Source organism: Yersinia fenwicki (assembly GCF_043099325.1).
In the GTDB taxonomy this organism is placed as follows: domain Bacteria; phylum Pseudomonadota; class Gammaproteobacteria; order Enterobacterales; family Enterobacteriaceae; genus Yersinia.
This window is the reverse complement of record NZ_CP170755.1, coordinates 648,483-661,208: the sequence shown is the minus strand read 5'-3', so window position 1 is coordinate 661,208 and position 12,726 is coordinate 648,483. Positions and strand designations below refer to the sequence as shown.

The window sequence follows — 12,726 nt, the reverse complement described above, 5'->3', positions numbered from 1 at the left end:
ATTATTCCACTTCTATCTGTTTCACCTGCAAATTGCTGCCACTCTCTACTTGCAGAGCATGGCTGCCGCAATGCGGGCACCCGGCATCATGCCGTTCAATGGCAACACTGTTGCTGCACTCCCAACACCAGGCCACCGCGGGCAAGGTGCTGAGATGCAATTGGCAATTTTCTGCCAGTGTTTTGCGGCTGGCGGCCTCAAAACTGAAGCGTAAGGCACTCTCTTCAATACAGGAGAGCGCGCCAATTTCCAGCCAGACCGCGGTTATCCGTGTAGCACCGTTAAGCCGCGCCTGTTTTTCAATCAGCTCCAGCGTGCTGAGACACAAACTGATTTCATGCATGCTGATTCTTTATTTGGCTAACTTTGTTAAACAAAGCTCGCCGCCGTGGGTTGGCGGGAGCATCGGCATCCATCACCGGCAGTGAGAGCGCCATACGTGCACTTTGTTCCGCCAGTTGTAACGCCCGTTCAGCGCTGAGTGAGGTGTCCAGCGGTGACATCAATGAGCGGCTCAAATACTGACCGCAGCCTGCAATCTCGCTAACGGTAAACCCCATGCTGCCGCAAGGAAGTGCCAGCATCAGGCGCTCCCCCACTGCACGACGTTGCCAGCTCTGCTGCGGCCCCGGTAATACCACCAAACTCAGCATCCACGGGGTCAATAACGCACCGATCCATTGCTGCTCGAATAACTGAAATCCGCAGGCACGCAGCGGAATGTGGTCACGGTAAAATGGCAAGTCGCGCATTTCCTCGGCAGCCACCTGACCGAAAACCTGTTCCAGCAATGCCGCTGGGTTTTGTTCATGACCGGCAATAACATCAGACATGACTTTCTTCTCGTGCCTTAAGTGTGATCCCACTGGCCTGTAATGCCGCCAGAATCTGTTCCAGCGCTGGCTCTATGGCCCGCGTGACTGTCGGCGTCAGGCCGATATTCGGTGCCAGTGATTCGGGCACCACCCCCACCAGAGTCAGCTGGCGCGGGAACTCATCGGTCAATTGCAGCGCCATCAGCACATCACATAACCCCAACTGATGCGGTGACACTTTGCGGCTAAACATCGTCGGGATCTCTTTATCGCGCAGTACCGCAACACTGCCCGGTGGTTGCCCGGTCAGCACTGCATCAGCCACAATCAAATGCTCACGATTCGCCATAGCTTCCATCAGTTCCAGCCCAGCCGTGCCACCATCCAGCACGTCAAGCTCCGGTGGGATGTGAAAGCGCTGCTCCAGCGCTTCAACAATTCGCACACCGACAGCTTCATCGCTGAGTAATAAATTACCTATACCTAATACCAAAATCCCCATCACAGCACCTTGACTTTGGTCACTTCGTTGCCCGTTGTATCAACAATATGTACAGCACAGGACATACACGGGTCGAATGAGTGAATGGTCCGCACCACTTCGAGTGGTTTGGCTGGATCTGCAACGGGTGTCCCCACCAGCGCTTGCTCGTAAGGCCCCGGCTCATCGTTATAATTGCGTGGGCCAGCGTTCCAGGTTGATGGCACCACCGCCTGATAGTTGGCGATTTTGCCATCCTTGATAACCACCCAGTGCGACAACATGCCGCGCGGCGCTTCTTCAAAGCCCACGCCACGGATTTCACCGCTCAAAGGGATATCCGGCTTGATAAAGGTTTCGACATCACCAGTACCAATGTTGGTGACCAGCGCCGTCCATTGCTGGGCCAAGGTTTCATGCAGCACACAGCAATGCACCGCACGGCCAATAATACGCCCCAGAGTCGAGGGTAATTGTTCGGCGGTAATGGTCTGCCCGCTCAGTTTGTGGTAAGCCGCACCGATATCAGTGAAATGCTGTTTAGTCGGTGCATATCCGGCGGCCAACCCGCACATGAGCCACGCCAGCGGCCCCACTTCCACCGTTTTGCCGTAGAAAGTGGGGGCCTTTACCCACGAATATTTGCCGTCTTCCTGCCAGCCGGTGTAATTCGGGTTGGTTTTCCCCTCCCACGGTGCCAGCGGTTCGTCATCCTGATACCAGGCGTGTTTGCCGCTCTCGGCAATGCCTTTAATCAAGTACGGATCGTTGTGATTGGCGATCGGGCGGAAAGACCCTTTTTCCAGATATCCCCCCGGTAACAGGAAGGTTTCCCCTTTACGATCGGTTGGCAGCTCCGGCACGCTAAGGTAGTAATCTGCCCCTTTGCCCAGATTGAGCCAGTTCGGATAGTGAGCGGCGATCACCGCGGTATCGACCTTATAAACCTGCTCAATAAAGCTGCCCAGCCGGTCAATAAAGGATTTCACCAACATCAGGCGCTCTAGATTGAGCACACTGGGCATATCCAGATTAATGGGGTTGGCAACCCCGCCTACTGCCAGATTCTGAATATGCGGTGTTTTGCCGCCGAGCACCGCCACTATACGGTTGGCATCGCGCTGGCACTCCAGTGCTTGCAGATAATGCGCCACCGCAATCAGATTGACCTCTGGCGGCAATGCCATCGCCGGATGGCCCCAGTAGCCATTAGCAAAAATACCTAACTGCCCGCTGGCGACCAAATCTTTGATTTTCTGCTGCACACGGGTGAATTCTTCCGCGCTGTTCAACGGCCAACTGGACAACCCACTCAGCATCGCGGCCGCTTTTTGCGGAGAAGCTTGCAGCGCCGAGGTGACATCCACCCAATCCAGTGCCGAGAGTTGATAGAAATGCACGATATGGTCATGAATACTGTGCGCGGCCAGAATCAAGTTACGGATATGCTGAGCATTAACCGGCACTTCCATTCCTAATGCATTTTCCACCGCTCGCACCGAAGCAATGGCGTGAATGGTGGTACAGACGCCGCAAATGCGCTGCACAATCATCCAGGCATCGCGCGGATCATTGCCTTGTAAAATTTCTTCCATGCCACGCCACATGGTGCCGGAAGACCAGGCTTTAATGACTTTGCCGTCCTCAATTTCGCAGTCGATCCGCAGGTGCCCCTCAATACGGGTGACGGGATCAATGGTGATGCGTTGGCTCATGCTTTACCTCTGTCTGATTATTCTTATGTAACTGTCCGTGAGCAGGAAGCACCGGCAACAGTCGAATCAATAAAATGTAGGCGCAGACCTCAATGGCAACGAAGCCGATGGAGATCAGGATTTCACTGGTGGTGGGGAAGTAGTTATAGCCGCCGCCGGGGTTGAAGGCTAAGAGTGAGTAATTAAGCCGCCACAGCGCCCCACCACTTATCATGCAAAGCGCTCCGATAAACAGTAAGCGGCTATCTTCTCTGGCCCGCCGAATGCGGAAGATCAGTAGCGGCAAGGCCATCAGGACAATTTCAGCCCAGAAAGCGATGGCATAGCGGTCAAAATGCCACAAGTATTCCGTCTTATGGCGCACCATAACTTCACCAAGACGTAGCACAATAAACAGCAGTAAAAAGACGTCGATGATGGTGGTTAATCGTCTGAATAATGGCGCTTCATTGGCTCCCCTTCCTCGTAATCCGGCCTGTACCAGAGAACCTTCGAAAATAACAATCGAGAAGCCCAAAATGGCGGCGGTCAGTAGTGAGAACAGCGGCAACATCTCGTAGCTTTGCCATAACGGATGGATCTTGGCACCGGCGGCGATCATTAATGATCCCATTGAAGACTGATGCATGGTCGGCAACAGCGCACCGAGCGCGATAACAAAAAACATCACTTTGTTCAGCCGCTTAAGCGAGACTTTCCACCCCAACCGTTCAAACAGCGCCGGAGCAAACTCCACTGCCATCACGCCGATATAAATAGTCATACAGACGGCGGTTTCGAATAGCACCGAATTGACGTTGAAATGGCCGGGAATAAAGAAGTAAGGCAGGTTCCAGTATCGGCCCACGTCGATGGTGATGGAAAGTCCACCAAGCGCGTAACCAAACAAACTGGCGAGCAGTGCTGGGCGCACCAACGGGTGATATTCACCCCGATTAAACACGTAAACCGCCCAGGCCAATGCCCAACCGCCACACGCCAAACCGGTGCCGACCAGTAAATCGAAAGCAATCCAGATCCCCCACGGGAAACCACCATTCAAGTCACTGACCGACCCCAAACCCAAGACCAAACGTTTGACAATCAACAGCGCGCACAGCACAACAAAAGGCGCTAACAGCATCACCGGCCAACTGACCAGCCGCCCACCCAGTGGGCTGGATTTATGCATCGTCATCATGACCGTCCTTTTTATCGTGCTTGTCAGTATCACTGTCTTTGCGCTCATCACGGGTATTGCGATGCACCAACGCAGTAACTCCAGCCAACACCGCCAGCGGCAGGATCATGCCCTTGTACAAGGTATGCTGGACATGCTCAGAACGCGCGCCGGTCGCCAGCTCTGCCAGAGGAGGCAAATCCAGTTTCTCGGTCGGGATGCCCGCCAGCACCAATACCTGAGTGCCACCGCCCTCCTTCTCGCCATAAACATGCGGATCATAGTGGGCAACCGGATGCTCGTAGGTGTCATTGGCGCTGAGAGTTTGGCGTGGGAAGCGGTAATTTTCGCCCGGTTTCAGCGTCAACCGCCGCTGCGCCTCGGACAATAACTCCTCGCGGGTGCCAAATATCACCGCTCCAGTCGGGCAAACCTCGACACAACCTGGTAAGCCGCCGTTATCAAGCCGCTCGACGCCCTTCTGGTTGCACAATTCACATTTATGAATCTGGCCAAACGGATTGTGATAATCGTATTTCGGCACATTGAACGGACAACCAACCATGCAGTAGCGGCAACCGGTGCAGACATCCGGGTCGTAGTGAACAATGCCGGTTTTAGCATCTTTGCGCAGCGCACTCACCGGACAGACGGAAACACAATTGGGATCAACGCAGTGCATGCATTGCTTTTTGATATAGGCGTAACCGTCTTCCAATTGATCTTTATGAATGCCCGCGCCGCTAGTCCAGACCTGAATGATATTGTTGGTGTAGGGGCTGAGTTTGTCGTTGTCTGACCAAAGGGCCTCGCCACTGGCATAGACCTCACTATGATTGACCTGCTGACATTTGCTCACGCAGGCCTGACAACCAACACATAACGTAGAGTCATACAACATGCCCAGCGCACCGGGGATCGGTGGTCGATTCTGTACCTCAGCTTTGCTGTTGGGGGAAAGCCCCGCCAACAGCACGCCGCCGGAAGCTAGTTTGAAAAAGTGACGTCGATTCACGGCTATTCCTCCCGCGATGAGTGATCGTCATCTTTGCGGCGCTGCTTCTGTTGCCGCCCCAGTTCACGAACCGTCATCAGGCTGACACCGGCGACCAATCCCACTACGCCGCCCAGTAGTGCCGTCGCGGTCGTCGAAATCTCGCCGCCTTCTGGATTATGAATGAGGGGTTTTTCAGCACGCGGTGTTGGATTCTCGACATTCGCCAGTTGGGCGATGCCTTTGGTGAACCCAATTCCTTCTTCATTACAGCCATAGCAAGGGTGCCCAATCCCCACCGGCCAGACCCCGCCGCCAACATCGCAGAACTCCAGTGTCGGGCAGTTGCCGTAGGTCTCCGGCCCTTTGCAGCCAAGATGATAAAGGCACCAACCCTGCCGATGACCTTCATCACCAAACTGACGGGCAAAACGGCCAGCATCAAAGTGTGGTCGGCGCTCGCAGTTTTCATGGATCAAGCGACCATAAGCAAAGGTCGGACGGTTTTTGCTGTCCAATGCCGGTGACCGCCCGAAGGTAATGATATGGGCCACTGTTGCCAGGAAATTATGTGGATTGGGTGGGCAGCCAGGGATATTTATTACAGTTTTACCCGGTAGTGCTGCTTGTAAACTCACCGCGCCGGTCGGATTCCCACCGGTCGCTGGCACACCGCCCCAGGCGGAGCAGGAACCAATGGCAATAATGGCAGCCGCATGTTCTGCGGCTTCACGGATATGCTCGACAATCGGTTTACCCGCCACCATGCAGTAAATTCCACCGTCTTTCAGTGGAATCGACCCATCCACCACCAGCACATATTTTCCTTTGTATTGCTCGATGGCCCGGTGTTTATTCTCCTCCGCTTGCTCACCAAAAGCGGCAGAGAGCACTTCGTGATACTCCATTGAGATAACACTCAACAGCAAATTCTCAATGGTCGGGTGAGTTGAACGTAACAGTGATTCAGTACAACCGGTACACTCCTGAGCGCCAATCCAGATAACCGGCGGGCGCTGGGGTGAACTGACTGTGTTGGCAATTTCAGCGGCAGCCTTGCTGCTGAGACCCATGGTGGCCGCCAATGCGGCACAGAGCTTCATAAAATCACGACGGTTAACGCCATGCTGGGAAAGCATGTCTTTTTCCCCTGTATTATTATTCTATTGTTCACATACCCGATATTAACAACGGGTATATCCCCATTAAAAACGTGGCTTTCTGTTAATAGTTTGTAACTCTGCAACTTTAATTAAGTTGATCTTTATCAATGGAAATTGATTGAATTAGCGCGGGGGAAATATCTGTGAACTAAAACCGTTTCAGCAACTATTTCATTTGCCAGAAATTTAAAAATCTGTCAGGTAGCAATATGAAGTGGGTTAATACAATTGAATATCATTAGGCCAAAAAGTGTGATTCGCCATAATGAATTTAATTAATTATTAGTTTTTTTAGTTACTTAACTAGAAACGAAAATTTCATTACTATAGAAAATGAAATGAAAAAAATTCGTAAATATAAATCTAACCAGGGAATTTATAATTAATTTAACAGCGACACTAATATGAATTGTTAAATCTGGCGACTATCAGATTTTTATTACTCTCATTCATTTTGAAGATTTATCACTCGTGTTTTTATCCTTTTAGCCACACATCTTAATGTTAAAAAACGGATCAGCATGGGATAACGGGTAAAATACAATGAGTTAATTATATATTTTGTGCATGAATCAATTTATGGCAAAGCAAGTCGTGCTATGATTAATTTACCGGTCACTATTCAACCGGTTATGTGATAAATGTTATCTGGCAACAACTTCAACCAGGAAGGGTCTCTATGATTAAGCCACTCATTGCTGTTGCTATCGCCGTTGCCACACTCAGTGGCTGCGCCAATAATAATACTCTTTCAGGCGACACATTCAGCAGTTCTCAGGCCGGTCAAGCCCAGGCTGTCAGTTATGGAACGCTGGTCTCGGTACGCCCGGTCACGATTCAGGGCGGAGATGGCAATAATATTGCCGGTGCCGTTGGCGGCGCGGTAGTCGGCGGGTTCCTGGGTAACACTATCGGTGGCGGAACAGGCCGTCGTCTCGGTACCGCGGCGGGGGCTGTTGCTGGTGGGGTTGTTGGTCAGCAGGTCCAAAGCATGATGAACCGCAATAGTGGGGTTGAATTGGAAGTGCGCCGTGATAATGGCACCACCTTCCTGGTGGTTCAGGCTCAAGGGGTAACGCAGTTCCAGCCGGGCCAGCGAGTCACTATTGCAACTCACGGCAATACGGTCACCATCACACCTCGATAAATACTCACTATGTCTCAAGTTACTGGGAGGATTAACTGCCTCCCTACACCACGAAATCAATAAGGTATCTAATAGCTTTATTTCATCATCATCGCCAGTGGCAATACCTAATTCCAGCAGCGAATAGCGTTCAGATTTATTATCACCCAGAGTAATAATCATATTCTTCAATTCTACAAACTGAACCACTTTGTCGCCACGGACAAAAGACTTACTGACAGCCACTAACTCATGGTTTAACTTCGCCCAAGACGCGTTATAGCTAAATAGAATTATGCTGGTTAAAATAATTAAACATAGAAATAACCACATTCTCAAAGAAAATTTTTCTGCCTAATAAAGGTATTGACGAGGAAAGATCAACAAAAAAACCGCCTATTCATCAATACTGCAAACCGCTCCCACTAACTTCTCCAGTTTATTAAAGACACTGCCAGCGATCGTGCTTTAGTCTTTACCTTTCACCAAAGGTAAATGCATCCCTTAATGATGAGAAGTACTGATACGACCACTTGCTTAGGATTGTCGAAAAATAATATGAAAAACTGCACGTATATCGTTAATTATTGGTCAATTGATATGACTTCGGGTTTTATTACTCACCAAATCACACAAGAACAAAAGCGGTTGGGTGAATATCAGCTCAAACTTGTTTCAGCTTTACTGGAACATACCGGTGAAGTTTTATCCCGCGAGCAATTAACCCTACGGGTATGGCAACACCGAGTTATTGGTAACAATAGCCTGCCGAATGCTATTCATACTTTGCGTGTCGCGCTGGGTGACGAAAATAAGCAGCAGCGGATTATTCAAACTATTCCGAAAATGGGTTATAGGATAGACCCCTGCTTTTGCAACATGATTGCTACTGCCGAAAGAACTGAAACCGAGCGGGTTAAGTTCAGTGAACCCGTAGTTAACGAGCAGAAGTCTACTGTTTACATCATGTCAGAGCAAACAGCGGATTCCTCAGAAAATGAACAAGCTGCAATGACGGTAGAAACGGACCATCACTCACGAGTATCGATACTTAACGCAATAATGCCTGTGCAAGGTATTTTCAGCAACAAACGTCTTTCTGCCTGTTTGTTATTAACCATCATGGTAATTTTCAGTTTGGGCTATTTGATGCAGGAACGAAATGGTGGCTCAAAACATCAGACCATCGAGCAGAATTCGTACGATTACATGAGTTCATTCCAGCCAGCAGTGAGTGATGATAATTTATCATTAGCATCAGAACGCTCATCAACTTCAGAGTAATTCTAGTCACTACAATTGGCTGAATGTCATCAGGAATTAATGGATTTGATCGCACATAATTGCCTATTTAGTTTAGATAGGTGGAAGTATAAAAATGGGCAATTACATAAAAACATCACAGTATTGATATACTGATTTTATCGGCGATAAAACATGCTATTTTCACAGAAATAAAATAGCATGTCATTCGTGGGGTGGATATTAATCTCCATTAAAATAAAAGTTATAATTAAATATTCTATTTTTCTTTTTTTCCAAAAAAGACATCCAGAATGATAGGCTTGTTTATTTTTATACCCAGTCATTTCTTCAAATAGAATATTTATTAATATCTTTATTGATATCTAAAAAATGAAAATTAACAACCTTACTTTATATTTAAAGCCAATCAATAACATATGCTAACTTAAAATTATTTTTATAGCCAAATTCATCTAGCAATAACGTACCACCATCAGCTTGCTCAAATTTACCGGCAATACTGGAGGGCGCGTTAGCAACAAAACCATGATCATGATTAGAAAACACCCCGCCAGCATCTTGCTAGTAGGGTGGCAGCTATTCAAATTAATATTATTAAGCAGCCTGAGTCTTATCCGATAGATTAAAAGCAGACACCGCTTCTGTTAGTTGACGGGCTTGTTCTTCTAATGAAGCAGCTGCGGCAGCAGATTCTTGTACTAAGGATGCATTTTGCTGCGTGACTCCATCCATTTCAGCGACGGCCTGACCAATTTGGCTAATACCACGACTTTGCTCATCTGAAGCTGAAGCAATTTCGCCCATAATATCGGTCACATTCGTCACCGCCTGAACAATGCTGTCCATGGTTTCCCCCGCTCTTGAAACTTGCTGTGACCCCATATTAACCCTTGATACCGACTCACTAATTAGCCCTTCAATTTCCTTAGCCGCCTGTGCGCTGCGTTGTGCTAAATTGCGGACTTCACTGGCAACCACTGCAAAACCCCGCCCTTGTTCACCGGCACGTGCTGCTTCAACCGCCGCGTTTAATGCCAGAATATTGGTTTGGAATGCGATACTGTTTATCACGCCGATAATATCGGCGATGCGGCGTGAGCTTTCAGTAATGCTGCTCATGGTCGCAACAACATCATTAACAATGCGGCCTCCATTTTTGGCTGTTGTAGAAGCATTCTCGGCTAACTTGCTGGCCTGATGGGCATTCTCGGCATTCTGTTTCACCGTCGCATTTAACTGTTCCATGCTGGCAGCGGTTTCTTCCAATGCCGCAGCTTGTTGCTCGGTACGCGAAGAAAGATCGGCATTTCCAGCGGCTATTTCGCCAGCACCAGTGTAAATCGCATCGGTACTACTTCGAATAGTCGATACTGTATTTACCAGGCTATTTTGCATTTCTTGCAAGTATGGGATTAATTGTCCAACACAGTTACGGCCAAATCCAGACATTGGCCTACCTAATTGCCCTTGTGCTAATCGTCTAAAATGCACCTTAATTGAATCCAGTGGGCGCACCAAATAGCTAACAATATAACGATCGGTTAATACCAAAATAACGATGCCAGCAATAAGTGCCGCCAGTAGCGCCCGCTCACACCATGTAACCAGAAATTCCACTCGCAAACTGGCTGCCTCTGTTGATTTATCCACTGCCGAATTGTATTTCTCGATTGTGGCGCCAAACTCTCGGCTGAATTGTGGATACTCATTGTTAAACATCCGGTTATAGTCTTCAAAGCGACTCGCAGACACCGCTTTAAACATCGGTTCAATCCCTTTATCCAACAGTGTTGACCAGCTTTGGATGGTTTTCTCTGTCAGAGCCGTATCCATTTCTTCATGAGATTGCAGCTTAAATTTCTGCAATGCTTCTTGTGTGTTTTTAAGGGCAACACCGGCTGAAGCTAATTCACGATCAGCATCGGCAATTGCCCCATTTTGACGATAAGCAGCAGCACGAGTTAAACGAGTAACCACACGGAAATATTGGTCATTACCCCGATTAATAATATTAACGCTTTTCTGTTGCTCCGAACTCAAATGGAGGGACTGCGTTAATTGGTTAAGTGAAAATAATGTCAATGTTGAAACGCCTCCCCATAGCAACAAAAATACAACAAGAATAGAGAATAACGCCATCCTGATGGTGATATGTTTTAGAAAATTCACGGGAATACCCCTGTATTTTATTTTTTTAGTTTATTTCCTTGAGATTTCAAGGTGTTTATCGCTGATAATTTAGGCAGGGAAAAAGCTGATTATCAGGATTAAACAATAAAATAGCATAAAACCAATACAAAAGATCAAGCTCACCGATCAATAGCAGCTAACCGATTGATTTCATCTATTAAAATGTAAATGACCATCGTTTATTTTGATTTTAAAAATCATTAATAAATTTCAGTATTTTTACGAAATATGTATTTATTTTGAATATAAATACAGCGCCGATATTCTTATTAAATTAAAAAATCATAAGCAAACAAATTAATTTAATTACAGGTAGGTCATTACCCATTTTTTCATTAACAGAATTAAATATCTTATTAAATAAGATTTAGCGTGATAAATAAAATACTAACAAAAATTCATATCAAACCATCAGGCGTGATATACAGCAAAATTAATCTATTTATCCGAGTAGTTTTATGTGGTGTTTTTTTGAGCAATAAAATAGGAACAGAGAAATAATCTTTTTATTCATTCAAATGTGATTAGACATATCACACCGCATATGATCGCTGGCTCCAACATTTAGGTAATCTCACTGTCACAGCTCTCTGTGACACGGACGATTAGCAATGGCTAGCCACAGAGGGTCTGCGATTATTAACCGCGCACAAATGATAATAATAATTACTACTATTCATTTTTTGCATGCTAAATTACGACTTATTTTCAAACAGTATGAGCAAACAGCGATATGTTCCATTACCCACATGCTATTCAATCCCAAGGATGGCGCTCATGGTTGGCTGGGCTGGCTTGCCTGAGTCTGATGTTCAGCTTATCCGCTTGCAAACCTGCACAAGAAAAACACACTTCACCGGCAGACGAAAAACCATCGGCATGGACTCGTACCGTAGAAACGGCGAAAGGGCCGGTGACACTGACCCAGCAGCCCATGCGGATTGTTTCCACCAGCATCACTATCACCGGAACTTTGCTGGCAATCAATGCTCCAGTCATTGCCAGTGGGGCGACCGTACCTGGTACCACAGTAGCTGATAACCAAGGTTTCTTTACTCAATGGTCAGAGGTTGCCAAAGCTAAAAAACTGGTGCCGATATACCAGACAGAGCCAAATGCGGAAGCTGTCGCGGGAATGAATCCAGATTTGATTATTATTTCTGCCACTGGCGGAGATTCAGCGTTGAAGTTGTATGAGCAGTTGTCGGTTATCGCCCCCATATTGGTGATTAATTATGATGACAAGAGTTGGCAGCAGCTGGCGATTTTGCTTGGGCAGGCGACAGGGCATGAGGCTGATGCGCAGCGAGTCATTGCAACATTCACTGATCGACTCAATGAGGTAAAGCAGAACATTACGCTGCCACCACAACCCACCTCAGCCTTTGTCTATCAAGCGGCCGACAGTACCGCCAATTTGTGGACTGAAAATTCAGCGCAGGGAAAATTGTTGCAGGAATTGGGCTTCACACTGGCTCAGGTTCCTGATGCAGTGAAAGGCAATACCAGTATGGGTCACCGCAAAGACATTATTCAACTGGGTGGAGAGAAGCTGGCCGAGGGCCTGAATGGCGAGACTATTTTACTGTTTTCCGGCGATCAACCGGCAATTGATGCATTGAAAAGTAATAAGTTTTTAGCTCATATCCCCGCAATTGAACACAATCGAGTGTATGCCGCAGGCTATGATACCTTCCGATTGGATTACTACAGTGCGAGTAAATTGTTAACACGGCTTGAGGAAATGTTTAAAGCTAAGTCTTAATCATCTTAAAGCAGGGCGATAGAGAGAATATTAATCTTACTTAGCATGGGGT

Annotated in this window: 12 protein-coding genes; 3 read left to right on the top strand and 9 right to left on the bottom strand. The window is 47.5% G+C overall.

Going from position 1 to position 12,726, the window contains the following annotated elements; translation table 11 throughout:
* Nucleotide 1: 1 nt before the first annotated feature.
* The 7 genes from hypA to hybO are packed head-to-tail and all read right to left on the bottom strand — an operon-like array spanning nucleotide 2 to nucleotide 6,303.
* The gene (hypA, locus tag ACF3VQ_RS03000; RefSeq protein WP_019079065.1) at nucleotides 2-343 is read right to left on the bottom strand and encodes a hydrogenase maturation nickel metallochaperone HypA; all 342 of its coding nucleotides are present in this window, start codon (nucleotides 341-343) and stop codon (nucleotides 2-4) included.
* Nucleotides 336-833 (bottom strand): hydrogenase-2 assembly chaperone, encoded by a 498-nt coding sequence (hybE, locus tag ACF3VQ_RS02995; RefSeq protein WP_392433338.1) that lies wholly within the window; start codon nucleotides 831-833, stop codon nucleotides 336-338. The genes hypA and hybE overlap by 8 nt, the downstream gene beginning before the upstream one ends.
* Nucleotides 826-1,317: a HyaD/HybD family hydrogenase maturation endopeptidase gene (locus ACF3VQ_RS02990; RefSeq protein WP_392433337.1), complete on the bottom strand. Its 492-nt coding sequence runs from the start codon at nucleotides 1,315-1,317 to the stop codon at nucleotides 826-828. Before ACF3VQ_RS02990 ends, hybE begins: the two co-directional genes overlap by 8 nt.
* Entirely contained in the window at nucleotides 1,317-3,011 is a 1,695-nt protein-coding gene (gene hybC, locus ACF3VQ_RS02985; protein ID WP_392433336.1) for a hydrogenase 2 large subunit, read from the bottom strand. Before hybC ends, ACF3VQ_RS02990 begins: the two co-directional genes overlap by 1 nt.
* Nucleotides 2,989-4,188, bottom strand: a complete 1,200-nt coding sequence (gene hybB / locus ACF3VQ_RS02980) for a Ni/Fe-hydrogenase cytochrome b subunit (RefSeq protein ID WP_392435422.1) — start codon at nucleotides 4,186-4,188, stop codon at nucleotides 2,989-2,991. The genes hybC and hybB overlap by 23 nt, the downstream gene beginning before the upstream one ends.
* Nucleotides 4,175-5,185, bottom strand: coding sequence for a hydrogenase 2 operon protein HybA (gene hybA / locus ACF3VQ_RS02975; RefSeq protein WP_392433335.1), 1,011 nt, complete (start codon nucleotides 5,183-5,185; stop codon nucleotides 4,175-4,177). Before hybA ends, hybB begins: the two co-directional genes overlap by 14 nt.
* A 2-nt stretch (nucleotides 5,186-5,187) precedes the next feature.
* Nucleotides 5,188-6,303 (bottom strand): hydrogenase 2 small subunit, encoded by a 1,116-nt coding sequence (hybO, locus tag ACF3VQ_RS02970; RefSeq protein WP_392433334.1) that lies wholly within the window; start codon nucleotides 6,301-6,303, stop codon nucleotides 5,188-5,190.
* A gap of 703 nt (nucleotides 6,304-7,006) precedes the next feature.
* Here hybO and ACF3VQ_RS02965 point away from each other — a divergent pair.
* Entirely contained in the window at nucleotides 7,007-7,474 is a 468-nt protein-coding gene (locus tag ACF3VQ_RS02965; protein WP_005157253.1) for a glycine zipper 2TM domain-containing protein, read from the top strand.
* Nucleotides 7,475-8,011: 537 nt separating this feature from the next.
* A complete protein-coding gene (locus ACF3VQ_RS02960) occupies nucleotides 8,012-8,737 on the top strand; it encodes a transcriptional regulator (RefSeq protein ID WP_392433333.1) in 726 nt (241 codons plus the stop codon).
* 378 nt (nucleotides 8,738-9,115) lie between these two features.
* Here ACF3VQ_RS02960 and ACF3VQ_RS02955 read toward each other — a convergent pair whose 3' ends face one another.
* The gene (locus tag ACF3VQ_RS02955) at nucleotides 9,116-9,265 is read right to left on the bottom strand and encodes a sigma 54-interacting transcriptional regulator (protein ID WP_392433332.1); all 150 of its coding nucleotides are present in this window, start codon (nucleotides 9,263-9,265) and stop codon (nucleotides 9,116-9,118) included.
* A gap of 48 nt (nucleotides 9,266-9,313) precedes the next feature.
* Nucleotides 9,314-10,888, bottom strand: a complete 1,575-nt coding sequence (locus ACF3VQ_RS02950) for a methyl-accepting chemotaxis protein (RefSeq protein ID WP_392433331.1) — start codon at nucleotides 10,886-10,888, stop codon at nucleotides 9,314-9,316.
* 754 nt (nucleotides 10,889-11,642) lie between these two features.
* Between ACF3VQ_RS02950 and fepB the strand changes: the two genes are divergently transcribed.
* Nucleotides 11,643-12,674, top strand: coding sequence for a Fe2+-enterobactin ABC transporter substrate-binding protein (fepB, locus tag ACF3VQ_RS02945; RefSeq protein ID WP_392433330.1), 1,032 nt, complete (start codon nucleotides 11,643-11,645; stop codon nucleotides 12,672-12,674).
* Nucleotides 12,675-12,726 lie beyond the last annotated feature (52 nt).

Coding starts and splice junctions, on each gene's coding strand:
- hybB (WP_392435422.1), bottom strand. CDS start 4,188: ATGACGATGCATAAATCCAGCCCACTGGGTGGGCGGCTGGTCAGTTGG.
- hybO (WP_392433334.1), bottom strand. CDS start 6,303: ATGCTTTCCCAGCATGGCGTTAACCGTCGTGATTTTATGAAGCTCTGT.
- fepB (WP_392433330.1), top strand. CDS start 11,643: ATGTTCCATTACCCACATGCTATTCAATCCCAAGGATGGCGCTCATGG.
- hybE (WP_392433338.1), bottom strand. CDS start 833: ATGTCTGATGTTATTGCCGGTCATGAACAAAACCCAGCGGCATTGCTG.
- ACF3VQ_RS02990 (WP_392433337.1), bottom strand. CDS start 1,317: ATGGGGATTTTGGTATTAGGTATAGGTAATTTATTACTCAGCGATGAA.
- hybC (WP_392433336.1), bottom strand. CDS start 3,011: ATGAGCCAACGCATCACCATTGATCCCGTCACCCGTATTGAGGGGCAC.
- ACF3VQ_RS02960 (WP_392433333.1), top strand. CDS start 8,012: ATGAAAAACTGCACGTATATCGTTAATTATTGGTCAATTGATATGACT.
- hypA (WP_019079065.1), bottom strand. CDS start 343: ATGCATGAAATCAGTTTGTGTCTCAGCACGCTGGAGCTGATTGAAAAA.
- ACF3VQ_RS02965 (WP_005157253.1), top strand. CDS start 7,007: ATGATTAAGCCACTCATTGCTGTTGCTATCGCCGTTGCCACACTCAGT.